This is a genomic window from Anaerocolumna jejuensis DSM 15929, from assembly GCF_900142215.1.
Taxonomy (GTDB): domain Bacteria; phylum Bacillota; class Clostridia; order Lachnospirales; family Lachnospiraceae; genus Anaerocolumna; species Anaerocolumna jejuensis.
Genome location: NZ_FRAC01000050.1, coordinates 1 through 26371, shown reverse-complemented (window position 1 = coordinate 26371; position 26371 = coordinate 1). Strand labels below are relative to the sequence as shown.

The 26371-nt window shown below is 45.7% G+C and carries 18 protein-coding genes and 1 pseudogene; 11 read left to right on the top strand and 8 right to left on the bottom strand.

Going from position 1 to position 26371, the window contains the following annotated elements:
- The coding region (locus BUB77_RS28140) for a transposase (RefSeq protein ID WP_170866778.1) at positions 1–285 on the top strand (285 nt) is incomplete at its 5' end.
- A gap of 113 nt (positions 286–398) precedes the next feature.
- On the top strand, positions 399–1277 hold the full coding sequence (locus BUB77_RS28135; protein ID WP_073280490.1) for a LysR family transcriptional regulator: 879 nt from the start codon (positions 399–401) through the stop codon (positions 1275–1277).
- A gap of 22 nt (positions 1278–1299) precedes the next feature.
- On the opposite strand, the gene BUB77_RS28130 is transcribed toward BUB77_RS28135, so the two are convergent.
- The 7 genes from BUB77_RS28130 to BUB77_RS28100 form a co-directional block, all read right to left on the bottom strand.
- Positions 1300–2673 (bottom strand): GH1 family beta-glucosidase, encoded by a 1374-nt coding sequence (locus tag BUB77_RS28130; protein WP_073280489.1) that lies wholly within the window; start codon positions 2671–2673, stop codon positions 1300–1302.
- 191 nt (positions 2674–2864) lie between these two features.
- Positions 2865–6008 carry a hypothetical protein gene (locus BUB77_RS28125; RefSeq protein ID WP_139241348.1) on the bottom strand — a complete coding sequence of 1048 codons (3144 nt, stop codon included), beginning with the start codon at positions 6006–6008 and terminating at the stop codon, positions 2865–2867.
- Between the two features lie 36 nt (positions 6009–6044).
- On the bottom strand, positions 6045–7628 hold the full coding sequence (locus BUB77_RS28120) for a type 2 periplasmic-binding domain-containing protein (protein WP_073280487.1): 1584 nt from the start codon (positions 7626–7628) through the stop codon (positions 6045–6047).
- Positions 7629–7813: 185 nt separating this feature from the next.
- Positions 7814–9286 (bottom strand): DUF5722 domain-containing protein, encoded by a 1473-nt coding sequence (locus tag BUB77_RS28115; RefSeq protein ID WP_073280486.1) that lies wholly within the window; start codon positions 9284–9286, stop codon positions 7814–7816.
- 30 nt (positions 9287–9316) lie between these two features.
- The gene (locus BUB77_RS28110; RefSeq protein WP_073280485.1) at positions 9317–10246 is read right to left on the bottom strand and encodes a carbohydrate ABC transporter permease; all 930 of its coding nucleotides are present in this window, start codon (positions 10244–10246) and stop codon (positions 9317–9319) included.
- On the bottom strand, positions 10240–11184 hold the full coding sequence (locus BUB77_RS28105) for an ABC transporter permease (protein WP_242962607.1): 945 nt from the start codon (positions 11182–11184) through the stop codon (positions 10240–10242). The genes BUB77_RS28110 and BUB77_RS28105 overlap by 7 nt, the downstream gene beginning before the upstream one ends.
- Positions 11185–11285: 101 nt before the next feature.
- Entirely contained in the window at positions 11286–12911 is a 1626-nt protein-coding gene (locus tag BUB77_RS28100; RefSeq protein ID WP_073280483.1) for an extracellular solute-binding protein, read from the bottom strand.
- Positions 12912–13210: 299 nt separating this feature from the next.
- On the opposite strand from BUB77_RS28100, the gene BUB77_RS28095 reads away from it, so the two are divergent.
- From BUB77_RS28095 to BUB77_RS28055, 9 genes are all read left to right on the top strand, one after another.
- The gene (locus BUB77_RS28095) at positions 13211–15373 is read left to right on the top strand and encodes a helix-turn-helix domain-containing protein (RefSeq protein WP_073280482.1); all 2163 of its coding nucleotides are present in this window, start codon (positions 13211–13213) and stop codon (positions 15371–15373) included.
- A 128-nt stretch (positions 15374–15501) separates the two neighbouring features.
- Positions 15502–18201: a sensor histidine kinase gene (locus tag BUB77_RS28090; protein WP_073280481.1), complete on the top strand. Its 2700-nt coding sequence runs from the start codon at positions 15502–15504 to the stop codon at positions 18199–18201.
- On the top strand, positions 18194–18898 hold the full coding sequence (locus BUB77_RS28085) for a response regulator (RefSeq protein WP_073280480.1): 705 nt from the start codon (positions 18194–18196) through the stop codon (positions 18896–18898). The genes BUB77_RS28090 and BUB77_RS28085 overlap by 8 nt, the downstream gene beginning before the upstream one ends.
- Before the next feature lie 12 nt (positions 18899–18910).
- Positions 18911–19117, top strand: coding sequence for a BlaI/MecI/CopY family transcriptional regulator (locus BUB77_RS28080; RefSeq protein WP_073280479.1), 207 nt, complete (start codon positions 18911–18913; stop codon positions 19115–19117).
- A gap of 1 nt (position 19118) precedes the next feature.
- On the top strand, positions 19119–21341 hold the full coding sequence (locus BUB77_RS28075) for a M56 family metallopeptidase (RefSeq protein WP_073280478.1): 2223 nt from the start codon (positions 19119–19121) through the stop codon (positions 21339–21341).
- A gap of 336 nt (positions 21342–21677) precedes the next feature.
- Positions 21678–21755 carry a K(+)-transporting ATPase subunit F gene (gene kdpF, locus BUB77_RS31100; RefSeq protein WP_073280491.1) on the top strand — a complete coding sequence of 26 codons (78 nt, stop codon included), beginning with the start codon at positions 21678–21680 and terminating at the stop codon, positions 21753–21755.
- 18 nt (positions 21756–21773) lie between these two features.
- A complete protein-coding gene (kdpA, locus tag BUB77_RS28065; protein ID WP_073280477.1) occupies positions 21774–23492 on the top strand; it encodes a potassium-transporting ATPase subunit KdpA in 1719 nt (572 codons plus the stop codon).
- 13 nt (positions 23493–23505) lie between these two features.
- Positions 23506–25560 carry a potassium-transporting ATPase subunit KdpB gene (kdpB, locus tag BUB77_RS28060; protein ID WP_073280476.1) on the top strand — a complete coding sequence of 685 codons (2055 nt, stop codon included), beginning with the start codon at positions 23506–23508 and terminating at the stop codon, positions 25558–25560.
- A 32-nt stretch (positions 25561–25592) separates the two neighbouring features.
- Entirely contained in the window at positions 25593–25940 is a 348-nt protein-coding gene (locus tag BUB77_RS28055; RefSeq protein ID WP_073280475.1) for a hypothetical protein, read from the top strand.
- A 180-nt stretch (positions 25941–26120) separates the two neighbouring features.
- On the opposite strand, the pseudogene BUB77_RS28050 reads toward BUB77_RS28055, so the two are convergent.
- A pseudogene (locus BUB77_RS28050) lies at positions 26121–26371 on the bottom strand (IS110 family transposase); the annotation flags it as partial.

Sequence of the window (26371 nt, the reverse complement as noted above, 5' to 3'; positions counted from 1 at the left end):
ATTCGGATTGTACTGGACAATCATACAGTCCATACATCCAAGAAAACCAGGGAGTATCTTGCAACAAGGCCCGGAAGGTTCCTATTTGTATTTACACCAAAACACGGCTCTTGGCTCAATATGATAGAAGCGTTCTTTGGTAAATTTGCTCGTGTATGCCTGCGTGGCATAAGAGTTCAAACCAAACAGGAACTGGTAGATCGCATCTATCAGTATATGGATGAAGTCAACGCTGCACCGGTTGTTCCACGGTGGAAATACAAGATGGATGAGATCAGAGTATAGTTTTGGTGGTTAATTCAAAAACATTGTACTAGTTTACTTCCTGCCTTCTTAAAAGTAAAATAGTATAAACTTATAATTTTCATTTGTATTTCATTATGAAAGTGGGAAAAAGCATGACATTAAGACATTTATCTATCTTTATTGCAGTTTGTAAATATAAAAGCGTAACAGCGGCGGCAGATAAGCTGTATCTTGCCCAGCCTACGGTCAGCCTTGCCATAAAAGAGCTGGAGGAGCATTATCATATTAAGCTGTTTGACAGGATTTCCAGAAAGCTTTATCTGACGGAACCCGGACAGCAGTTTCTGGAATATGCAACGCACCTTGTCTCCCTGTTCGACGAAATGGAGAACAATATAAGGGGCTGGGAAGCCTCCAGCCCTGTGAAAATAGGTGCAAGTATTACCATTGGTACATATCTGCTGCCGGAATATATTACCTTGTTCCGTCAAAAGCGCCCCGATGTGAAAGTATATGCTACAATTGAGAATTCCGCTGAAATCGAGAAAAGAATCCTGAATAATGAGATTGATTTTGCCCTTATTGAAGGCACTGTCCATAATGGGAATATTTTAAGCTGTCCTTTTATGGAGGATGAACTGGCATTAATCTGCGGAAACCATCATAAGCTTGCCGGCTGCGAACCCCTGGATGCGGAGCAAATGAGGGATTATGACTTTATCTTAAGAGAAAAAGGCAGCGGCACCAGAGAATTATTCGACAGCACCATGCTTGTCCATGGCATTTCCATTAAGCCCTCCTGGGAAAGCATCAGCACGGAGGCCATTATTAAGGCTGTTGCCGCAGGCCACGGTCTTTCCGTATTATCCTGCAAACTGGTGAAGCCCTATCTGGACAGCCATGCGATCAAACAGCTTACCTTAAACGGAATCCGGTTCAAGAGGACCTTCTACCTCATTTACCATAAGAATAAATTTCTGACCTCCTCCGCGCTGGAATTGATTGAGCTGTGCAAAACCCACGTTTTCTGAGCCTGTACCATTTGATACCCGGTCATTCCCCGGTATATTCATCCTCCGGTACAAAGCCTCTGTTTTTGACCATTTCCTTAAACCACAGAGCGCTGTCCTTTACTATCCTTTCCTGGGTCTTAAAATCCGTATGGACCAGTCCGAAACGATAGGTATAGCCGGCACTCCATTCCCAGTTATCCAACAGGGACCAGAGGTAATATCCCCGGATATCCGCCCCTTCCTCCATTGCTTTATGAATCCAGTACAAAAATCCCTGTATGTAGCGGATACGCTGGGTATCATGAACTTTTCCCTTTGCTGTAACCTCCTCTGAACAGTTATAGGTTCCGTTCTCTGTTATGTAGATTGGAATCCCGATTTTATATTCCCTGTTCAGGATTCCGATGGCATCGTAGACAGCCTTGGGATAGAATTCACTGCCATTTTCCAGAAAGTTTCCGCCCTGGCCATTCTCCTTCCTGGGCTTTAACAATTCAGAATCGGCACAGGAAAGGACCCTGTTATAGCAGTTCAGGCCAAAATAATCCAGAGGCTGCTTTATTCTTTCCATATCCCCTTCTTCCATAACAGGCATACAGTTATTCTCCTTCATATATTCCAGAAGCCTTTCACTGTAGCATCCCTGGAAAACAGGATTCAAATAAGAGCGGTAGGTCTTTTCATTCTCCAGCTCGGCAAGCTCCCTATCCTCTTTGCTGCCGGCTCTTAAGGGATGATGATGCCAGATATCTACTACCATGCCTATCCTGCTGTTCTTTAAGCCGGCTTCCCGGAAGCGTTTCACTCCCTCACCGTGGGCTAAAAGCAAGTGATGGTTTGCCTGTCTTCCAAAGCTCTCCGACCTTCTGCCCGGAGCAAATTGCCCCAGTGCATAGCCCACATAGGTGGCAATGGGCTCATTGACCGTTGCCCATAAAGGAATGCTCTCACCAAAGGTATGAAAGAGAAGGCTTGCATATTCCCCGTACCATTTTACCACTTCCCGGTTCAGCCAGCCCCCTTCCCTCTCCAGTTCATAAGGCAGGTCCCAGTGGTATATGGTGGCATTGGGCACCATGCCGTTTTGATGGATACTGTCTATGAGCCTTTTGTAGTAATCAAGCCCCTTCTGATTTACCCTTCCCCTGCCCTCCGGCAGGATGCGTGACCAGGAAAAGGAGAACCGGAAGGATTCCATATTCAGCTTTCCGGCAAGCTTAAGGTCCTCTTCATAAGACCGGTACATATCGCAGGCAATATCCGGTGTAGTTCCGTCCGCTATGGCCCCTGGAATTCTTGCAAAGACATCCCAGATGGATAAACCTTTTCCGTCTTCCAGGCTGGCGCCTTCCAGCTGCGCCGCACTGGTAGCCGTGCCGAATATAAAATCCGCGGGAAATTCTATTTTCTTCATAAATGCACTCCTTTTGTGATGCTCTATCTTTTTTAATTCTCTACCTTTTTTGATGTTCTACCTTTTTCTGATGTTCTATCTTTTTCTGACGCCTGCCCTTTTCTGACACTCAATCTATTACTGTCTTTCGCTTAAATAGCGACGGATTTCTCCCTGTTATACTGTCTTGCCTAAATGGCGGCTTCACTCTGTTATCTGTTTTTCCCATCCGGAAACCTTATCTCAGGCTGTGTAAAAAGCCCCTGTGGCAGTAAAACATAGCCCTCCGACCATTGTTCTCCTGTGGTCATGAAATTATCCGGTCCATAAGCTGCTGCCTTTGCAGGAAGCTGATGCAGGGGGCCAAAGGTGTTCCTCCTGGTAAATACCAGCTGGATTTCCCTAAGGCCTGCTATTTCCGCCTTAAAGGGAGGAAAGGCAAGTATCTTTTCTTCCTCTCCGATCAGCTTCACACAGGCTCCTCCGAAATCACCCAGACTTACCAGAAGCCTGCCGTTACTGCTTTCTCTGCTTTCTCCTTTTTCCCTGCTGCCATTTATAATACCTTCTGTCAGATAGGATAATTTACCGGAGTAAAAGGGAAGGCCCTGGGAGGTAATATCACCTATCCTTAATGTTTTCGGAAGCTCCGTCAAAACCGCCTTCCGGTTTTCCTCCTGCAGGCTCACACCAAAATACCCCAGCAGATATACGGCTTCTATACCGCCCGTTCTCCCATATTCACAGATCACCTCCAGCGTATTTTCGCCAATGGACAGGTCTTCCGCCGGTATCCGTACCCTGTCATAACAGATATCAATCCATTTACCGGTGCTTTCCCGGTTGATTTCCTTCCCGTTCAGGGATATTTTTAGAACCTTATCAAGACTCTCAATTGCCACGGATAATTCTGCAGGAAGTATTTCCGTATAAAAATCATAACGGAGCGTAATCTTATGTATCTTATCCTTACTTTCCTCATTCCTGTTTTCCTTATCTTTGTTTTCCTTATCACTGTTTTCCTTATCTTTGTTCTCCTTGTCGCTGTTTCCCTTATCTTTGCTTCCCTTATCCCAAACTTCCATCTGCTTCTTTTCGTACCAGGGCTGAAGCATTTCTCCGCTCCGCCAGGGATAACCGAACTCCGTTCTCAGGCAGCGGTCGGCTCTTAATACCTCCTGCCTTGGGATTACCCGGTTTTCAGGGGTGATTACTGTTACCATATCAAGGACGCATATATTTTCCTCCTCCAAACGGTAGGAATAGGAGCTTGTGTCCGTATTTTCCCGGTATCCTTCCCTGCAGTCTATCAGAAGAAGTCTTTCCTCTGCCTTATCAAAATCCAGAAAGCAGATAAGCCTGCCGTCTCTATTAAAGGTATTTACTTCCGTCCTCTCTCCTGTTCTTGCATCCCAAAGCTCCGCTTTATTCCCTATTCCCAAATCGATTCTTACATTGGAAAAGGAGGTATTTCTGTCTGTATTCAAAAGGAATACGGCTTTTTCCTTTGCCAGGCTTCTGACCTGCGCCAGGATGTGGCTGCCTGCTGCTCCTTCCACACCGATTTCATTACCCGAGGCGCAGATACCTTCAAAGTCCTCCTCCCAGTTAAGCTGCCATGCTTTACCGGCAAGTTCGGCAGCTTTTTCCGAGGGCCTGACATCTATGAACTTCGGCGCTTCACCAAGAAATATAAGCTGTCCTCCCTGCCTGTTAAATTCCTGTAACAGGGCCAGAGTGGATGCTCTCATCGTATCCATGCCAGCAATCAGTACCTTCCGGTAGGAGCCTTCCCCTACAAGCAGTACCCCAGCTTCCACTCTTCCATGCCTGGAAAGAATGTCCTCTTCCCCATAATCAAAGTCAATCCTTCTCCTTACAAGCCGTTCAAATACTTCTGTATACTGCTTCTCCAGCCTCTGAATCTCTTCGTCTCTGGCACTTAAGACCTCAAAAGCTCCGGCATATGCCCTGGCCCAGACACTTTCGATTGGATTTAATACCAAAAGTGAGCAGTCCGCCGTTCCTTCCGTCATCAATACATGGATTCTGGAAAAATAATCCTCCAGACAGGCATATTCCCGGTACCAGGCGGACTGGTGGAAGATACTGGCAGGATAATCCCTTTTTGCTTCTCCCTTCATGGTATACCAGGAAAGATGGGGACATCTTAGGGTAATGCCAAAGAGTGCCTGCCAATCCCCGGCATATTTGTAATCCTGAAGGCTCATTTGCCAGCCGGTACAGCCGTAGAGCTCGGAAAGGACCCATTTTTTGTTCAGCTGCCTTGCAACGGAGACTACCTGCTTTACAATCCAATAGCAGCGGTTTCCTTCCGACAGAACATCCACGCCGGGATAATCCATATATTCATAAAAGCGCATCAGGGAACCCTGCATGACCGTCTGGGCCGTGAGGGAGTCCTCATGAAGAACATGTCCGGTAAAGAGCATATTCTTCTTCCTGAGCCAGCTTTGAATGGGCACAGCAAAATTTTCAAGGAACAGCTCCTGGCATAATTCTATATAATCCCTGGTAACCCTTGAGAGCCCGCTGCCGGCAGTTTTCAGGAAAAGCTCCGGAAGCTTTTCTTTTAAATCATATCCGAACCTTTCTTCAAAGGTTTCAAAAAGTCCTGGAGTAAAGGGTACGGCATTTTCCCTTCCCTCGGAGAAGGTTGAAAACAGTGCTCCTCTGTGGGGCTCATCGGTAAAAATCCCCTGTATATCCTTTCCCAGACGCTCTCCGCAGTTTTGGGCGTATTTTTCATGGGTGGCCTCGATGAATTTTTCAACAGCCTCCTGCTGCATGGTGTCCAGATAGGTATATCCATTATAGACCTCTCTGCATTCCGATTCCTTTATATAAAAGCCTACCAGCACTTCCTCTTCCTGTAAGAAAGTTGTTTCCTCCACCTCTCGCTCTAAAAGGAGCATTCCTTCCTTCAAGGTAACGGCAAAGACAGCAACGGCATTTTCCCACTGACAAGCTTTCCGGCTCTCTTTTCCATACAGCTCCATTTGAAGGAAGGAGGCCCTGTACTTTTCTTCCCTGGTAACGATTCCCCCGGCACTTCCCGAAGGCCAGCGGTCCTCGTCATAGAGCCAGGCCTCAAGTCCTTCCTCTTTTGCATGATCCGAGCAGGCATTGATCAGCTCAAACCATTCCTCCCCCAGATACTCTGTTTCAAGACCGGTTCTGGAATGCATGAAGAAGCCTCCAAATCCCATTTCTTTTATAATATCAATCTGCTTCAGCAGTTCATTTTTATCCAGCTTCCCGTTCCAGGCCCAGAAGGGCTTCCCTCTGTATTCCATTCCGGGATTTCTAAAATCGTCGTATATTTTTCTTTCCATAGGAACTCCATTCTTATAAAATACCATTGAACAATTTTATTTACCGGCATATGCATCCTGGTAAATCTTAATCATATCATCCACACCCATTTTCTTTAAGGTGGCAAGATAATCCTCCCAGCTCTTATCAATGTCCAGTTCCCTGGTTGCTGCCTGGGCAATATACTGGTTGATATATACATCCACATCCGCTTTTACCGTTGCTAGGGTTGTGCTGTCGCTGTCGGAAATATTTAAACTGGGAAAGGGGGCTGCCCCCATTTTTACTATTCTTTTCTTTTCATTATCCAAAAGCTTTTCATCCGGGTCCGTCATACCGGTAAACCAATAAGAGGGCTGAACGGAGGGGTGATTTGCCGCACCCTGCAGGGTTGCATTGGCTCTTAAGGTACCGACATCCTCACCGTAAGCACCAAGAATCCATTCCCAGGTACCATCGGCATTTGTCTTATAGGTTTTATCCTTAATACCAAGCCATGCCAGCTTACTGCCCTCTTCCGAATAGAACTGATCAATCCATGCCATCGTAATTTCAGGGTTTTTGCACTTGTCCGTAATGGCAAAGGTACCGCCGGTAACGCCGGAGCCTACCGGGAATACGCCATTTTCAAAGGGTGTAAGGATTCTGAAATCTTCATCCCTACCCCGTCCTACTGTTAAGAAAGCACCTGCATCAAAGAAGGAGCCAAGTACATCTCCAGAGACACCAAGAGCTTTCTGCTGGTCTAATTTCTGGGTAAAGGAGTTCTTGCTCAAAAGCCCTTCTTTGTACAGCTTAGTGACATAGGCAATGAATTCCTTGAATATATCGGAGGTGGGGACATAGACCAGCTTATTGTCCATAATGGCGCAATTGTTTGCCATATTGATCGGCACTCCGAAATAAGGCAGCAATTGGGTGATTGGTGTTGCGTCACTGGTGGCAATAAGAGGTATTTCATCATCAGGGTCACCGTTTCCGTTGGCATCCTTATCCTTAAAGGCCTTGTAGACCTGATACAGTTCATCTAGATTCTTCGGCTCTGAAAGGCCTAAATTCTTCAGCCATGCCTGATTAAGAAACAGTGTGGGCAAGGAAGGTGACGGGTAATCCAGCTCCGGCAGAGAATAGATATTCCCGTCAGACGCTGTTATATACTGCCAGGCATCATATTTATCCAGAGCGCTCTTTAAATTGGGAGCATATTGATCAATTAAGTCATTCAAAGGAATCAGGATTCCCTGCTTCCCATATTTCTCCTGCTCCTCCCGGGAAAGACCCGCCTTAAACACAACATCCGTATAGGCATCAGAAGCAAACATAAGACCTTTTTTCTCTGCGAGATCACTTTCCATGGAGGACTGGACATCCCAATTTACGCCGGTCTGCTCTTCGATATACCGAAAAGTTGGATTGTCTTTTAAATCATATTCCCCATTCATCACTGCAAACATTGACATGGTCAAAGGCTCCGCCAGAGGAAAGGTGATACTGCCTGAAGCTTTCTTTACAGTATCGCCGGCGGCCCTGTTTTCGTTCTTCTCTTTGCCCCCGCAGGCTGCAAGGGAAGAAACGATAAGTAATGCCATGAAAACAGCAGCTATCAGTTTTTTCACTATGTTCCAATTACTTTTCTTCATGTAATACCTTCTCCTTTTTGGTATAAACCAGCTAAAACACTTTTCTCTGTGAATACTTTTAACTATACCAACAAGGCTTCCTGTAATCAATGTGCATTATGCAAACAGGTGCGTAAATTCCCGTAAACAAGTTTTACATAATTACCTTTACAATTACAGGAAATAAGCATGATATGCAGATAAAATCAGTATCTTTCCCAATGGCAGCGTCCTGTCTCGTCGCATTGGTCAATTGCTTTGAAAACATAATAGATTGGCTTCGGAGCGTCAAAACCGGGCTTATCCTTGTTACGCCTCCATAGCCCAAGATTAAGGCTGCCGCCCTCTCCTGCATTGTCACCATGGGCATGATAGATAAAGCTGTCAATTTCGGGTATCTCCATCACGGCACGATAAGCCCTTCCATATGCACAGGCCTGCAAAATCTCACTCTCGGGCGTCCAGCTGGAATTAAAGCCCTGCTCGGAAAGGATTATCCGGCGGCGCTGGCCTTTGTACAGATTTTCTTCACGGTAAAGAAAATCGCAAAGCACGCCAAGGTTTTTAAAGGTAACCCGGCAGGTATCGTTGTCTTCCGTTGCGGTTTTATCATTCCAAAAATCCGGGAAGCTGAGATTTTCCGGATATGGGTGAAAAGCAACATTCCAGTGAAAATCGCCGTCGGCATTGGCGTTTTCAGACAGGTTTTCAAGGAGGTAACGGGAGCCGGTGTACTTCTCCTTTTCCCTGGTATTCAGAGCACCCGTCCAAAAATGGTCGAGGGAAGCATAGATGCGCATATTTTTATATACCTCCACCGATGCCTGGCAGGCTATCCGGAGAGCCGTTGTATATTCACGGGCGATTTCCTCTGCATTCTTGTGCCCTGAATTATTCCAGACCCAGTGGGAATTTACTTCATTGGAAATTATCATTCCGACCGCACGTCCGTGTTCCTGGGAGGTATCCGTATAGCGCTTTGTGAGAAAGGCTATAAACGCGGCATAGTGCCGTATTCCCTCATCTGTTATGACATTAAAACCGCTGAGCAGCCCGCCTTCGTTTTCCCGGTCATTGACATAATCGGGATGCAGCAGCACGCCGTACATATCCTCGGGGGTGGCCAAGGGCCAATTTTTCGTACAAAGCAGTATCAGCGTTACGGTGATTCCGACGTCGGACATCTGTTTGATACTGCGGTCGCAGGAAGCAACTGCCTCCGAATCGAAATAATAATCACGGCCGTCATGCCGGAACAGGATGCAGCCCTCCGGTTCCGTCTGCATCAGGTCACCGATGCAGACGTTATAAGCACAATGCCTGGCACCGATTGAAATCGCATCATCTATCATGGCCGGATTAATCTGAAGCCCTTTTTTCGTATCAGCTGGCGGGTAGGGATAATCGTTTTCCGGTGTCATGGTGAATTCTTCGGCATAGCTTTTTCCAGTGAGTTTCTCACCCCTGTGATAGAGCTCATAGGCAAGATAGAGGCCGTCACGGCCAAAGGCATACCTGGGGATATACACGCGGCAGCCTTCGGTTTCAGCATCGTATGTACCAAGTTCGATATGCTCTCTTATTGCAGGTGAAAAGGCTTTAATTTTTATTTCCTGGACATCTGTGTCAAACTCGAAGCAAATTGCATCATCTCCGATTGAAATTTTCTTTACAACCATAAATAATATCCTCCTATACTTTCATACAATTCAGCCTTTTACGGAACCAATCATTATTCCCTTTACAAAATGTTTCTGTACCAAAGGATAAAAACACAGAACCGGCACGGAGGATACCACGATAACCCCGTATTTAATTGTCTGAGCCAGCTTCATCTTCCTCTCGGCTGCTACCGGATCAAGGCCGGTCATATCAATATTTACCTGATTTTGTATCAGCAAATCCCTTAGAAAGGTCTGTAAGGGAAGAAGCTCCTTCTTATGAATATAAATAAGAGCCGAAAAGAAATCATTCCAGTGGCCTACCGCATAATAAAGAGCGATAACTGCGATTACAGGCTTTGACAGCGGAAGTACGATACGCAGCAGAAACTGCAGGGAATTAGCTCCGTCCAGTTCTGCCGCCTCCTCCAGACTTTCCGGTATGCTGTTCATGAAATAGGTCCTGGTTATGATAACGTTATAAATGGAGATAGCTCCCGGAATAATCATGGCCCAGATGGTATTCACCAGATTCAGCTTGCTCACCACCAGATAGGTGGGAATAAGGCCGCCGCTGAAATACATTGTCAGCATGAACATGAACATAAAGAAATTCTTTGGCATAAAATCCTTTCTGGAAAGAGGATATGCCGCGCAGACGGTCAGCACCAGGTTAATAAGGGTTCCCAGTACCGTATAGATAATCGTATTGCGGTACCCCAGCCAAATGCTCTTATACTTTAAAATCTCCCTGTAAGCCTCAAGGCTAAAGCCCTTTGGCAATAAGACCACCTTACCGTTCCAGACGGCTGCAGGATCACTGAAGGATGCAATAACGATGAACCAGAGAGGCCAGGCAAATAAAAAGAAAAATAGAATCATCAATAAGAAATTGGTTGTATCAAAAATTTTATCAGAATGGAGCATACTGCCTGCCCCATTAACTTTTTTACTCCTCCAATCCTTTCCCGTTACCATAGACTTTCCTCCGTTAATTTTTTTGAAAATTTGTTGGCCGCTATTATCAGCACAAGATTAATTACGGAATTAAACAGTCCTACTGCTGTAGAATACCCATAATCGTTATTTACAAGACCCACACGGTATACATAGGTGGATATAACGTCCGATGCCTTAAAGTTCAGGGAATTCTGCAGCAGGAAAACCTTTTCGAAGCCTACGTTCATAATCTGGCCCATGTTCAGGATAAAGAGCATCATGATGGTAGGTTTAATAGAGGGCAGGTCCACATGCCAGATTCTCTTGACCTTGGTAGCTCCGTCCACGATTGCCGCTTCGTGAAGCTGGTAATCTACGCCGGAAAGGGCGGATATGTATATAATGGAGCTAAAACCCATTCCCTGCCATACACCGCTCCATACATAGATGGATTTAAACAGTCCGGGCTTTGCCAGAAAATCCAGAGAAGGAAGGCCGAAGAAGCTTCTTACGGTATTGAAGATTCCCGTGTCGGGATTTAAAAATATGATAAGCATACCGCTCATAACAACCGTTGAAATAAAATAAGGCGCATAGGATACCATCTGAACCGTCTTTTTCAAGTGCTTCTGTCTTAAGTAATTAAGCATCAGGGCAAAGATGATTGGTATGGGGAAGCCGATAATCAGACTGTATATGCTGATACCGATGGTATTTTCAATCAGCTGGCGGAAATTATAATTGCTGAAAAACCTGGTGAAATTATCCATTCCTACAAATTCACTGCCCCAGATGCCACGGCGGATATTGAAATTTTTAAAAGCCAGCTGAACACCATACATGGGTACATAAGAAAAAATAACATAGTAGGCAACCGCAGGAAGTATCATAAAATAAAGGATATAATTTTTCTTCATATCGGCACCCAGCCGAAGGAAGAAATTCTTTTGTTTTAACGTTTTATTCTGTTGTTTCACAAAATGCCCCCTTTGAAGAACAGCTGCTGCAAGAAAGTCTTTTGGAACATTTTGCAGCAGCTGACCATTACATATCATTTTCTATAGGCAGGATTTTAACCTTACTTACCGGTATATGCATCCTGGTAAATCTTAATCATATCATCCACACCCATCTTCTTTAAGGTAGAAAGATAAGAATCCCAGCTCTTTTCAAGTTCCAGCTCCCCGGTTGCTACCTGGGCAATATACTGGTTGATGTAGGTATCCACATCCGCTTTTACCGTTGCAAGGGTTGCGCTGTCGCTGTCCGAAATATTTAAGTTAGGGAAGGGCTTTGCCCCTATTTTTACAATTCTTGCCCTTTCTTCGTCCAGGAGCTTTTCATCAGGATCCGTCATGCCGGTAAACCAAAGGGATGGCTGAATGGAGGGATGATTTGCAGCTCCCTGCAGGGTCGCATTGGCTCTTAAGCTGCCGATATCCTTACCGTAATCACCAAGTGCCCATTCCCAGGTACCATCTGCATTTACCTTATAGGTCTTATCCTTTATACCAAGCCATGCCAGCTCGCCGCCTTCTTCCGAATAGAACTGATCTATCCATGCCATGGCAACTTCAGGGTTTTTGCACTTGTCCGTAATGGCAAAGGTACCGCCTGTAACGCCGGAGCCTACAGGGAATACACCATTTTCAAAAGGTGTAAGGATTCTGAAATCATCATCCCTGTCACGGCCTACCGTTAAGAAAGCACCTGCATCAAAGAAGGAGCCGAGTACATCACCGGAAGCACCAAGAGCTTTCTGCTGGTCTAATTTCTGTGTAAAGGAGTTCTTATCCAAAAGCCCGTCTTTATACAGCTTTGTAGCAAAAGAAATTAATTCCTTGAATTTATCGGAGGTGGGGACATAAACCAGCTTATCGTCCATAATGGCACAACTGTTTGCTGCATTGAACGGCACGCCCAAATAAGGGAGCAGCAGGCTTATCGGTGTTCCGTCACTGGTGGCAATAAGAGGTATTTCATCATTGGGATCACCGTTTCCATTGGCGTCCTTTTCTTTAAAGGCCTTGTAAACATTGTACAGTTCATCCAGATTCTTCGGTTCCGAGAGGCCTAAATTCTTCAGCCATACCTGATTTAAAAACAGTACGGCAATGGAGGGTGACTGGTTATCCAGCTCCGGCAGGGAATAGATATTCCCGTCAGATGCTGTTATGTACTGCCAGCCATCATGTTTGTCAAGGGCGCTCTTTAAATTGGGAGCATATTTATCAATTAAGTCATTTAAAGGAATAAGGATTCCCTGCTTCCCGTATTTCTCCTGCTCTTCCCGTGTAAGCCCCGCCTTATACAGAACATCCGTATAGGCATCAGAAGCAAACATAAGGCCCTTTTTCTCTGCGATATCACTTCCCATGGATGACTGGACATCCCATTTTACGCCGGTCTTCTCTTCTATATACTGGAAGGTTGGATTGTCTTTTAAATCATATTCCCCATTCATAATTGCAAACATTGACATGGTCACAGGCTCTGACAACGGGAAAGTAATACTTTCAGCTGCACTGCCGCTATCCTTGCTGCCGGAATCTTCCTTGCCTGAAACTTCCTTTGTAGTACCATCTGCAGCCTTGGTTTCATTCTTCCCTTTGCTGCCGCAGGCTGCCAGGGAAGAAACGGTAAGTAAAGCAATTAGAAAAACAGCTATGGATCTTTTCGCAATATTCAGTTTACTTTTTTTCATGAAATACCTTCTCCTTTTTTTGTTTGAACTTTAAAAGCGCTTTTCTTTGTGATCACGTTTTTACTATAACAACAGGAATACCTGCTTTCAACAGACAATAATTTATACGGGTACCACAATTTCCGTACCCTCTTCAAAGTGGCTTATTTACTGACTTTTTTGCATTTACGTGCAAATTGTTAGGTGCTCTTCTAAAATAATGTATCCTCCCATTACAGGCTTATCCAATTGTTTTTACAGGCAGACTATTGTATGATTTACTTGGAGAAAACTATATGTGACAGAGAGGGTAGATTGCTATGAAGTCAGTTTTGGAAAAAAAGAACATAACCTTTATCAAATATTTTTTATCGTACTTAGTTATATTATCCGTTTCCATTATGGGCTTTTTTTATGCGGTGCAGTTTGAACTGAAAAATGTATATTTTAAATCCTTAAACAACCAGAATTCGGCAGAATTGAAACAGCTGGAGGATATTATTGCCTCCCGGTTCTTTGAGATTGACCGCATCCACCTGCTGATACAGGAAAACACCATCATGCTGTTATCCCGGTATACCAACGATAATTATTACAGCTATCTTGCCGCCAAGGAAATCCAGAATCATACGGTGGGTAATTTTCTGCTGGATGACGTCCTTTATCTGGATAAGAAACAGGAGTCCTGTCTTTCCTCCAAGAAATTGGTGCAATACCAAAATAATCGCTTTTCCGTCTATTTTGACGGAAAGTTTAAGGAGCTGCCTTTAAAGGACTGGTATGCGGACAGAAAGAACAAGCTTGTCTACTGGAAGGGAAAGAAGGAAAGCCTGTTTTTTTATATTCCTTCCATCTCAACAGAAAACTACTACCTGGTATATGTAATCAATGAATTTGAGTTTAAGAAGCTGCTGTCGGCCGCCATTTCCCCCAGTGTTACTTCCATATGCTTTACTGACGGCAAGGGTACTGTAATCTCCCAGGTCAATGGAGAGGAAATCTCACCCTACCTTTCCAGCCTCGAAAAGAAAGAGGATGGTTACTACGAGGTGGATAAAGCCTCCATAGCCTATGTACTGCCGCCTTTATTCGGAAACTTCCGCATATTGGCCCTTTCCAGCAGGGAAATGGTCTTAAGCTCTGTCAGCAGCGCCTTTCAGAATACCTATCTGACCTTTATCAGCGTATCCATGTTCGGACTCCTGCTGATAATGCTGGCCATGCAGATAACCTACCGGCCCCTGCAGAAGTTGACGAAAAAAATAGCCCCTGAGATGAATTCCCAGGGTGGATATTTGCAGCAGATAAGCGATGCCTTTGACAGCACCCTTAAAAAGAACCGCCAGCTCCAGGCCAAAATCGATAATTACCGGATAATAATGCATGAATCCATCCTGAATTCCATCCTGGTGGAGAACAACGGTTCCAAGGGGGAGGATATCTCCCAGATTGACCAGTTTTTCCATCCCCATTCCTATAACAGCATCTTTTCTGTGAAAATACTGCTCTCATCCAATATTTCGGCAAAGGAAATCAGGGATTTCATTCTTCAGGCCCTGCCCTCTGACGGCGCCTGCCTTCTTCTGGAGCAGGCGGAGGCTTATGCCGTGTTCTTAATTAATTACTGCGGTACGGAAAATGACAAGGAGGAGGTTATCAGCCTCTTATTTCAGGATTTTTATAAGGAGACAGCCTGTAAGACCGCTATCAGCAATATCTCCTCCAATCCCATGGATATTCCTGCCCTTTATGAAAATGCCCTGCTGGCATGCAGCTTCTGGGAGGCGTCTCCTGTGGTATCCTACAGCAAAATAGCCGACAGCATACCAAAGGAGACCAGCTTTTCCTATCCCTATAAGAAGCTTGAAACTTTCTCAAAGGAGCTAGAGAACTTTGATTTTCCCAAGGCCAATACGACCCTGCGGGAATTATTTGAGCTTATTGACCAGAAAACCAATCCGGATTTCTTTATCCGCTGCATCCTCATTGATATCATTACTGTCATCATTAACCTGATGAACAAATCCGGCATCCGTTTTGAGACTATAAACGATTTGTATTATGAAACCCTCTATTACTGCAGAACCCTGAGCTACGCTGAAAAGCACGATGATATCAAGGCAAATATGTACCATATCATTTCCGTATTTGAGGAGGAAACCGCCAATTCCTGCATCCACATCTCCCAGGTAAAGCAGTTTATCCAGGAAAATTATCTGTCCAGCGAATTCTCCAATACCATGCTGGCAGACCATTTTCATGTAAGTATGGCTTATATGAGCTATTTATTTAAGAAAAAGACCAATGAAAATCTTTCGGATTATGTTTGGAATCTAAGGCTGGAAAAGGCAAAGGATATGCTCCGGAATACAGATTTATCCATCGATGAGATAAGCATACGGATAGGATACTTAAATCCCTCCAGCTTTCGCAGGAAGTTTAAACAGACCATGAATACTACACCCTCCCATTACCGGATATAGCTTCCCCCTTTTGCCCTGCTGCTTGATTATCTTAACACAATCTTAATACCATAGCAGAAATCATAACGCTATCCTGATTTTCCTTATGCTATACTGTTTTAATAAGCAAGGAAAAGGGGTATATTTCAATGCCGATTCATCAGACAGATTCGAATTCACTGTTAAAGCAGCTTTCCACCCTGCCGGCAGGAAATAAACGGGGCAGGCTGCGGATTTATTTTGGCTATGCGGCCGGTGTAGGTAAGACCTGCGCCATGTTAAGTGACGCTCAGGAAGCCAAAGAGAACGGCACTGATGTGGTTGCCGGATATATCGAGCCCCATGTGCGGCCGGAAACCATGGCTCTTCTGAAGGGTCTGGAAACCTTGCCTCCTCTGGAATTATCCTATAAGGGTGTTCAAATCAGGGAATTTGATCTGGACCATGCCTTGCAGCGCAGGCCGGCTCTTATTCTTGTGGACGAACTGGCTCATACGAATGCCGCTGTCTGCCGCCACAAAAAAAGATACCAGGATGTGGAGGAGCTTCTGCAGGCTGGGATTGACGTATCTACCACCATTAATGTCCAGCACATCGAAAGCCTCAATGATATTGTGGAATCCATTACTGGCATCTTTGTGCGGGAACGTATTCCGGACAGCGTGTTCGACAGCGCCGACCAAATTGAGCTGGTGGATATTGAACCCGATGATCTGATAGACCGGCTGAACAAAGGGAAAATCTACCGGGAGGAGCAGGCCCAGAGGGCACTTGCCAATTTCTTTACGAAAGAAAAGCTGATTGCACTAAGGGAAATTGCCTTGCGCCGTACGGCTGATAAAGTCAACCGCATCGCTGTGCAGAATGAGCCGTCAAAGGCCAATGGTTCTTATGCAAATGAGCATATTTTAGTATGCGTTTCCTCCTCTCCTTCCAATGCCAGGGTCATCCGTACAGCGGCAAGAATGGCAGATGCTTTTCACGGCACCTTTACGGCCCTGTTTGTAGAGACCTCGCAAACCCGGGATTTAGAGGATAAGAACAGGGCAGCCCTCCGGGAGAACTTAAGACTGGCCGAGCAGCTTGGCGCGCAGATTTCAACGGTGTACAGTGACGATATTCCTGCCCAGATTGCCGAATATGCAAAAGCAAGCCGCGTATCAAAAATAGTCATCGGGCGGTCTGCCCACTGGAAGAAATGGCCCGGCAAAGTTAATTTTATCGATAAGCTGACTGCCCTGGCACCGACAATTGATATTTACATTATTCCGGACACCCAGGCATCCTTTCACCATAATACCTTCAAATTTTTAAAACCGCCGCCGAATCTATCCCTGGCTGATACGGGAAAATCAATCGCCCTTTTAGTTGTCTGTACCTTAATCGGATTTTTGTTTGACTATCTGAACTTCAGCGTAGCAAATATTATAACGGTCTACATTTTAGGCGTCCAGCTGAATGCCATAGTGACAAAGGGAAGGCTGTACAGTGCCGTATCGTCGGTATTAGGCGTTCTCCTGTTCAATTACTTTTTTACAGAGCCGCGCTTTTCCCTGCAGGCATACGACCCAGGCTATCCGATAACCTTCCTGGTAATGTTTGCGGCTTCTCTGATTACCAGCACCCTGACAAAGCGGATAAAGGAGCAGGCTCGTCAATCGGCGCAGAAAGCCCACCGGACGGAAGTCCTCCTGGAAACAAGCCGTAAATTACAGCAGGCTAAAGGGAAAGAAGATATTTTAAGTGAAACCGCAAAGCAAATGGTAAAACTGCTGGACCGGTCTGTGATCTGCTATCCTTCGCACCGGAACAGCCTGGCAGAACCTACGCTTTTTCCAAAGAAGGATGCACCGGCTGAACAGCAGTCTTACTTCGGAACGGAAGAACGTGCAGTTGCCGAATGGGTATATAAGAACAACAAGCGTGCCGGAGCTACGACAAATACTCTGTCCGCAGCCAGGTGCCTGTATCTGGCTGTCCGGGGAAGCGGTATGGTGCTGGCAGTCGTCGGTGTTGCCATGGACAGCGAAGCTCCGCTGGAGGCCTTTGACAAGAGCCTTTTAATTGCAATGCTGGGAGAATGTGCCCTGGCACTGGAAAAAGAAGAAATCAATGAAACCCAAAAGGAGATTTCCATGCAAATGCAGCAGGAACAGCTCCGGGCTAACCTGCTACGTGCCATATCCCATGATCTGCGTACTCCTCTGACAAGCATTTCCGGGAATGCCGGCATTCTCATGGGCAATTCCAGTGTGCTGAGCGAAGCCCAGAAACAAAGCCTTTACACGGATATCTATGACGATTCCATGTGGCTGATCAATCTGGTGGAGAACCTGCTTTCCATTACCCGGATTGATAACGGAACGCTGAATTTGAATCTTCAGCCTGAGCTGCTTGAGGATGTCATTACGGAAGCACTGCTCCATATTAACCGAAACAGCACGGAGCACGATATAAAAGCAGTCCTGGAAGACGAGCTCCTCATGGCGAAAATGGATTCCCGGCTCATTATCCAGGTGATTATCAACATCGTGGACAACGCAATCAAATACACACAGAAGGGTTCCCATATAACAATCTCCGTGAAGAAGGAGGGCCAATTCATACTGGTGGAAATCTCCGATGACGGTTCCGGTATATCAGACGACGCCAAGGCCAGGCTCTTTGATATGTTCTATACGGCTGATAATATCCGCGGAGACGGCAGGCGGGGACTCGGACTGGGGCTTTCCCTGTGCAAGTCCATTATCCACGCCCACGGAGGCACTATTTATGTAAAAGATAATATTCCGCAAGGTACGGTATTTGGCTTTACCTTGCAGGCGGAGGAGGTAAATGTTCATGAATAAACCATTAATACTGGTCGTGGAGGATGATAAAGCCATCCGCAAGCTGATTACCACGACCCTGGAAACCCAGGGATACCTTTATCACACAGCTGAAACAGGGGAAGCCTCTATTCTGGAATCCGTCTCCAGGCAGCCGGATATCATTATCCTGGATTTAGGCCTGCCGGACATGGATGGGGTGGACATCATAAAGAAGGTACGAACATGGTCAAACATTCCCATTATTGTTGTCAGTGCCCGCAGTGAGGATAAGGATAAAATAGACGCATTGGATGCCGGTGCGGATGATTATCTGACGAAGCCCTTTAGCGTCGAGGAACTGCTGGCAAGGCTCCGGGTAAGCCTCCGCCGTATCCGTTACGACAATGAAAAGCTTCTCAAGGATTCAACCCTTTTTACAAATGGCAATCTGAAGATTGATTATGCCGCCGGATGTGTCTGGCTGGATGAGGAGGAAATCCACCTTACTCCCATCGAATATAAGCTTCTCTGCATGCTGGCTAAAAATGTAGGCAAAGTCTTAACCCACAATTTTATTCTTCATGAAATCTGGGGCAATTATTCCAGCGATGTACCGGCGCTGCGGGTCTTTATGGCAACTCTGAGAAAGAAAATCGAAAAGGACCCCTCCAAACCCAAATACATCCAGACCCATATCGGTGTGGGCTACCGGATGCTCCGGGCTCCTGAGGATTAATAGCGGGGATTTTTGCGGACGGAGAAGAACGGCAAGGAACGTACCTACTTCCCTATGATTGGAAAAGAGGACTATTTGAAATTTGAAACAGGTGACTTCATGGAACGCTTTCATGACAATTCCTTTGCCAGCCTGGTTACAACCCTCTATGACGGCAAAAAAATAAAAGACAGCGACCTTGACGAATTGGCAAAATGGCTTAAGGACAGGAGGGATTAACATGGAAGCATTTTTAGCTGCCCTGCTGCAATGCACCCTGTCCATGTCAGTTATAACACTTCTTTACGCAGCAGCCTTGCCAATACTGTCAAAACGGTATGCTCCCAAATGGCGTTACATGATTTGGCTGGTAATAGCGGTTGGCTGGCTAATTCCTTTCCGGCCTTTGATTGAGCTCCCTTTTTTACCCCCACAGGGCACAAATACACCCTTAATGCCCGTGCCATTCACTCCCACATCCCCGGTGACAAACAATACTGCGGAGGTATTGACCAGCGCTTCTGAAACAGTAACAAAAATGCCGCAATTATCAATATGGACCATTGGCCTTCTCATTTGGCTGGCAGGTGTCCTTTTCACGTCAGCCTGTCACCTTCTGCGGCACAGGCGCTTTATGAAAATGGCAAGCCGATGGAGCGATACCGTAACCACCCCCACGATTTTAAACCTACTGAACATTCTGAAACGGGAACAGGGCCTTAAAGCAAATATCGAGTACCGGACCTGTTCAAGTATTTCAAGCCCTATGATGGTCGGTTTTTTTCATCCCGTTATTCTCATGCCGCCAATACAGCTTTCCGAAGAGGAATTGACCCTTATTTTGCGGCACGAGCTGGCTCATTTCAAGCGGCATGACCTATGGTACAAAGCAATGATATTAGCGGCAACTATTCTGCATTGGTTCAATCCGGCAGTCTATTTGATGGCGCGGGCTGCTTCCCTGCAGTGTGAAATCTCTTGTGACGCCCTTGTATTGCAGGATGAGGATATGCAGACACGTAAGCAGTACGGTGAAACGATTATTGCGGTTGTAAGAAACGGCAGGACATACCAAACCGCACTGTCTACCAATTTTTATGGAGGAAAACGAGGTATGAAGAACCGAATAATGTCTATGCTAGACAGCAAACGTAAAAAAGCCGGCGTTGCCCTTCTGTGTTTTGTGCTGGCGGGAATTATACTCACAGGTGCAACACTGGTTTCTGCCGGAAGTCAGTCGGTATCTATTCCAAACACGGCATTTACAAAAGATGAATACAAAAAGCTCTTAGCCTTGCGCTTTGATGGTTATAAAGATATGCGCGTGCAGGAATTTCAGCAAAAGGTCTGGAAGGCTACGGATACGGAAGGCTATCGGAACCTTTTAGAACGATTTTATCAGAATGACCAGTTGAACGAAATGAAGGATACGAATGATATAGCGGCCTTCCTGTTTTACGAGCTCACACCGCTTACTGCGGAAAGCTGGAAATCACGCTATTTCGGCAATGGAGGCATGACCGGCTATGAGAATGCCAGCAACGCGCAGTTTGAATATACCTCTACCCTATCCATTTTAGATGCCAAACGCTTAAAGGTCGGGGAATATACCAAGGCCCGCAAAGCAGTTATGGATGGACTTCTGACCTTTTTCCAAAGTCAGCCGGAAAAGAAGCTGCAGGATGAATCCGGTATGAAAAAAGCCATTGATGCCGAAATTGGCCGCCTCACAAAAAAATGGAGCAGCAATGCCTTAACCGTCAGTGTTGAATATTCCTTTATACCATTGGAATTAATCGAAAGCAAGGAAAGCCAAAAAGAAAGTAAGGATAATCTTACGGAAAAACGAGAATACCCCAATGCCACCAGGGAAGATTACCGTTCCTTGATGAAACTCAAAACAGCGGATTATCAGAAACGGAAGCTGACTGATTTTAATGCTGACCTGCTGGAATGGGGAAATGAAGATTATGACAGAGGCGAAAGAATTGGAATTGATACGGCCTGGAATGATTTTGCCGTAGCCTTGACGCCGGAAGAGCTTTCTTTCGTAACCCTTACAGTCAATTATTCCGGTTCGGAAAATGCGGCTATGATTAAGAGCAGCCGTACCGGAGAATCCAAAAAGGATATTGTGTTCAGCAGCAGCCTCCCGGTAAAGACACTGGAGCAGGATAAAGCAGTGATGGTATTTTGTTCCTTATATTATCAAGGCTCCTATCATATCCTGGACGGCAGTATAACTGTTGGAGAACGCGACCGTTGTGTTGGCGGGGTTATCAGCGGTATTCAAAAGTTTTGGAACAAAACAGGTATCGAGGAACTATTGACTATGAACGAAGGAGATATTCTTGCTAAGCTTCAAAATATTACAGCTCAGTACAGCAACGAACAAATCGCCGTCTCCATCATTCCCAGCCAGGTATCCTTTGAAAAATCTGATGAACGGCGTATTAAAAAATAGATTTTTCTGAACGAATGTGGTCTAAAACCGTTGTTTCAGCGGCGGAATAAAAGGCTCTCACAAATAAATTACAAGCAGTGGTTTTGATATGAAAGTCAAAGCCGCTGCTTTTCTTTGTATAAAATCCATCTTAATACCATTTTAATCCTCCCCGGAAAACCCTAACACTAAACTAATGGCAAAAATGCTACACTGTACAGGAAATTAATTGAGATAGGAGGAATAGAATGTGGATTTTTTAATGCTTGGTATTTTAGCCGTCAGCTACTTTCTGATCAAGCTGTTTGCAGACTGGTGCGAGCACCAGGTTGAGAAATCTTAGAGGAGGTAATTATTATGATATTTCTTGGAATTTTGATTGTTGCGCTGGGTGGTTACCTGCTATATGCCCTGGTCAATCCCGAAAAATTTTAGAAAGGCGGAGAAAATACAATGCTTCAAATAATTGTGATATTGGCAGTTTTTGTTGCTCTTATCATCCCAACAGGAAAGTACTTATATCATATTGCGGCAGGTCAGCATACCGCTGCCGATCCGGTATTTGACCGGCTTGACAATGCTGTTTACCGTGTGTGCAGTATTGATAAAAAAGAAATGAACTGGAAGCAGTATGCGGCAGCTATGCTTGCAACCAATGCAATTATGGTATTTATCGGTTATCTGATTTTAAGGCTGCAGTCTCTTCCGGTTCTGAATCCCAATAGCATCGGCGGAATGGAACCCAGCCTGTCCTTTAACACCATCATCAGCTTTATAACAAATACAAACCTGCAGCACTACTCGGGGGAATCAGGACTTTCGTATTTTAGCCAGATGATGGTAATCACCTTTATGATGTTTACATCTGCGGCCACCGGTTTCTCCGTTGCCATGGCCTTTACACGAGGGCTTGCCGGAAAAGCAAGTTCTGTGGGAAACTTTTATGTTGACCTTATCCGCATCACAACAAGGGTTTTACTGCCCCTTTCCCTGCTGGTCGGACTGATTTTGGTCTCCCAGGGCGTACCGCAGAATTTATCAGCCAATGTAACGGTACAGACTATTGAAGGAAAGATGCAGGATATTGCCATGGGACCCATAGCTGCACTTGAATCCATCAAGCACCTGGGAACAAACGGCGGAGGATTTCTTGGCGGCAACTCCTGTACCCCCTTTGAAAACCCCAATATCCTTACCAACATGGTAGAAATGCTGTCCATGATGCTGCTTCCAGGCTCCTGTGTAATTGCCTTCGGGCATATGGTCCGGGACAGCAGGCTGGAAAAGAAGAATAAAAAGGAAAAAAAGAATCTGATTGGCAGCGAGGCAAAGCCAATTTTTGCAGTAATGTCCATCCTACTTGTCATTGGTTTCATCGTATGCTTTGCAGCCGAAAGTGCCGGAAATCCCCTTCTTGAAAAGGCAGGCCTGAGCCAGAGCATGGGCAATATGGAAGGCAAGGAGGTCCGGTTCGGGATTGCCCAGTCATCACTCTTTACAACGGTTACCACAGCCTTTACCACTGGTACGGTAGACAACATGCATGATACTCTCACACCCCTCGGAGGTGCCGTTCCCCTTATGAATATGATGCTGAACGTGGTATTTGGCGGGAAGGGCGTTGGTTTAATGAACATGATATTGTACGCCATACTTGCTGTTTTCATCTGCGGGCTGATGATTGGCCGTACACCGGAATATCTGGGCAAGAAAATTGAAGGGAAAGAAATGAAGCTCACGGCACTGGGTATCATCATTCATCCTCTGCTGATTCTGGCGTTCTCAGCCTTAGCCGTCGCCCTGCAGGCCGGCCTTGCCGGAATCACCAATCCAGGGCACCATGGGCTGACACAGGTCCTATACGAATATGCCTCTTCCGCTGCCAATAACGGTTCCGGCTTTGAGGGTCTGGCTGACAATACTTACTTTTGGAATATCACTACAGGGCTGGTCATGTTCTTTGGCCGTTATCTCTCCATCATTATTCAGCTTGCCATTGCAGGCTCACTGATGGCAAAACAGTCAGTCAGCGAATCCATCGGTACCCTGAAGACCGATACAAGGACCTTTACCATATCCCTGCTCATGGTGGTAATTATTATTGCCGCACTGACATTTTTCCCGGCGGTGATTCTCGGCCCGGTAGCAGAACATTTAACCCTGTGGAATTAAGGAGGACACTTTCGTGAGTAAAGAAACCAAAACAAAATTTGTAACAAAGGATATTTTAAACTCCTCCATAAAAGGAGCCTTTATAAAGCTGAATCCACGCTACATGATGAAAAATCCGGTCATGTTCGTGGTGGAGCTGGGCTTTGCCGTCACTCTGCTGCTCTGCTTTCTGCCCGATATTTTCGGTGATACAGGAAGTAACCTGCGATTGTATAACGGCATCGTAGCTGTCATTCTTCTGATTACCGTACTCTTTGCAAACTTCGCGGAAGCCGTTGCGGAAGGCCGGGGAAAGGCACAGGCCCAAAGCCTGAAAAAGACTCAAAAGGATATGCAGGCCCGTATTCTCAGCGAGGACGGAAGGGAAACCGTCATCAGTGCGGGCATTCTGAAAAAAGGGGATATCGTTCTGGTAAAAGCCGGTGAAGTCATTCCCAATGACGGAGAAGTTATCGAAGGAATTGCCTCGGTGGACGAATCTGCCATTACCGGAGAATCCGCACCTGTATTAAAGGAAAACGGCGGTGATTTTGCCTCTGTTACCGGCGGAACAACCGTTGTAAGCGACTGGCTGAAAATTCAGATCACCTCAAATCCCGGAGAATCCTTTCTCGATAAAATGATTTCCCTGGTAGAGGGTGCTTCCCGTAAGAAGACCCCAAATGAAATAGCTCTGAACACCCTCCTGGTAAGCCTGACCATTATCTTTTTAATTGTTATTGTCACCTTATATCCCATTGCGGTTTACAGCGGTGTCCGGCTGCAGATTTCCACCCTGATTGCCCTGACCGTATGCCTGATTCCAACTACGATCGGCGGACTGCTCTCAGCCATCGGAATTGCCGGCATGGACCGGGTCACACGCTTTAATGTTATTGCCATGTCTGGAAAGGCCGTTGAAGCCTGCGGCGACGTGGATACCATGATCCTCGATAAGACCGGAACCATTACCTACGGAAACCGCATGGCCTCCAAATTTATTCCCGTGGGCAAGGAAATCGAACAGGACCTGATCCGCTATGGAGTAATAAGCTCTCTAAAGGATGATACTCCCGAAGGAAAATCCGTGGTAGAGCTTGGAGAACGGCTGAGCGGAAAGCACCAGGAACCGGAAATGGGAATGGAATTCCTGGAATTTACCGCTCAGACCCGTATGAGCGGTGTGAATCTTCCCGATGGCACAAGGATACGAAAAGGTGCTTACGATGCCATTCAAAAATACGTCGGGGACCTGGGCGGCCAGATACCAAAGGATTTGGAAACAAGGGTCAATGAAGTATCGAAGCTTGGCGGTACTCCCCTGGTGGTCTGCGCAGGAGACCGTATCTTTGGAGTAATCTATCTGAAGGATACTATCAAGCCGGGACTTGTGGAACGTTTTGCAAGGCTTCGTGCCATCGGGATTAAGACCATTATGTGTACCGGTGATAATCCGCTGACGGCAGCCACCATTGCCCAGGAGGCCGGAGTAGACAGCTTTATTGCGGAATGCAAGCCGGAAGACAAGATTAAGGCTATCAAAGCCGAACAGTCTGAGGGTAAGGTCGTAGCCATGACCGGTGACGGTACAAACGATGCACCGGCACTTGCACAGGCTGATGTGGGAATCGCCATGAACAGCGGAACCTCAGCTGCCAAGGAAGCGGCAAACATGGTTGACCTGGACTCCGACCCCACGAAAATACTGGATGTGGTGGAAATCGGCAAACAGCTGCTGATTACCCGGGGTTCCCTGACCACCTTCAGTATTGCCAATGATGTTGCCAAGTATTTTGCAATTATTCCCGCTATGTTCATGGCAGTTATTCCTCAAATGAAGGTATTAAACATCATGCAGCTTTCAACACCCTACAGCGCAATCCTCTCCGCTTTGATTTTTAACGCTGTCATCATTCCCTGCCTGATTCCCCTTGCCATGAAGGGTGTCAAATATAAGCCTCAGCGCTCAGAGAAGATGCTGTCCCATAATATGCTGATTTATGGGCTTGGAGGCATCATTGCTCCCTTTGTGGGTATTAAATTAATAGATATCATCATTACCCCACTGCTGTCCCTATTAGGATTATAGGGCGGGGCATGGAATTAGAAGGAGGTCCTTTTATGGACGGTTTTTATGGAAATATTGGTATTTTGGCAGTCACCCTCGCAATTATTTACGGATGCAAGAAAATACTGGAGTACTATGATTATAAATATTCCGGTTACTATGAAAACACCAAGGTTTATAAGGCCGCAGATAAATTTGTACATGGCGCTGCTTCCGATGATGTTAAATCACTGTTAACAAGCTGCTTTGACTTTGACAGGGAAGATGCCGACGAAATCCTGAGACGCTCTCTTCCCCATAGAACTGACAAAGACGGAGGCTACCGGAGGTTTATAAAGTCTGTTAACCGGGTATTAGGTGCCAGGGTTTATCATTATGATACTGTACATGTCAAATATTGAACATTTTACAGGCTTATCCGGTATTGCCGTATTTGATTCGAATATTGTTTCTGTACTTACTTTTAGAATAAAAATAGAGGAGGTTTAGTGTGAAAGAAAGTAGAGGTCAGCCAAAAAGTGGCGCACTTGAACAAGCTGTCGAAAATGGCTACTTTTGAGAAAGTAGATGATTAATGATGATTAGGAAGCCAGAGGTTCTTTTGGCGGAGGATATAATCCTTCCCGTTCTAATAACTTCAGTGCTTGTTTGATAGCCTTTGCTTTCTGCTTTTCAATTAAAGCTTCAGGCATATCGATTTTGTATAAATCGCTAGGATTCCACTCTTCGCCAGTAGATAACATTTGGTAGATTGCAGTAAGAATCATTCGAGCGATAGCAACAATGGCTCTTTTCTTGCCACGGCGTTTTGTAAGAGATTCATATTTCTTTT

Bases quoted from the DNA above. Each gene is read 5' to 3' on its own strand.
- BUB77_RS28135 (WP_073280490.1), top strand. From the start codon at position 399: ATGACATTAAGACATTTATCTATCTTTATTGCAGTTTGTAAATATAAA.
- BUB77_RS28130 (WP_073280489.1), bottom strand. From the start codon at position 2,673: ATGAAGAAAATAGAATTTCCCGCGGATTTTATATTCGGCACGGCTACC.
- BUB77_RS28125 (WP_139241348.1), bottom strand. From the start codon at position 6,008: ATGGAAAGAAAAATATACGACGATTTTAGAAATCCCGGAATGGAATAC.
- BUB77_RS28120 (WP_073280487.1), bottom strand. From the start codon at position 7,628: ATGAAGAAAAGTAATTGGAACATAGTGAAAAAACTGATAGCTGCTGTT.
- BUB77_RS28115 (WP_073280486.1), bottom strand. From the start codon at position 9,286: ATGGTTGTAAAGAAAATTTCAATCGGAGATGATGCAATTTGCTTCGAG.
- BUB77_RS28110 (WP_073280485.1), bottom strand. From the start codon at position 10,246: ATGGTAACGGGAAAGGATTGGAGGAGTAAAAAAGTTAATGGGGCAGGC.
- BUB77_RS28100 (WP_073280483.1), bottom strand. From the start codon at position 12,911: ATGAAAAAAAGTAAACTGAATATTGCGAAAAGATCCATAGCTGTTTTT.
- BUB77_RS28095 (WP_073280482.1), top strand. From the start codon at position 13,211: ATGAAGTCAGTTTTGGAAAAAAAGAACATAACCTTTATCAAATATTTT.
- BUB77_RS28090 (WP_073280481.1), top strand. From the start codon at position 15,502: ATGCCGATTCATCAGACAGATTCGAATTCACTGTTAAAGCAGCTTTCC.
- BUB77_RS28085 (WP_073280480.1), top strand. From the start codon at position 18,194: ATGAATAAACCATTAATACTGGTCGTGGAGGATGATAAAGCCATCCGC.
- BUB77_RS28075 (WP_073280478.1), top strand. From the start codon at position 19,119: ATGGAAGCATTTTTAGCTGCCCTGCTGCAATGCACCCTGTCCATGTCA.
- kdpF (WP_073280491.1), top strand. From the start codon at position 21,678: ATGATATTTCTTGGAATTTTGATTGTTGCGCTGGGTGGTTACCTGCTA.
- kdpA (WP_073280477.1), top strand. From the start codon at position 21,774: ATGCTTCAAATAATTGTGATATTGGCAGTTTTTGTTGCTCTTATCATC.
- BUB77_RS28055 (WP_073280475.1), top strand. From the start codon at position 25,593: ATGGACGGTTTTTATGGAAATATTGGTATTTTGGCAGTCACCCTCGCA.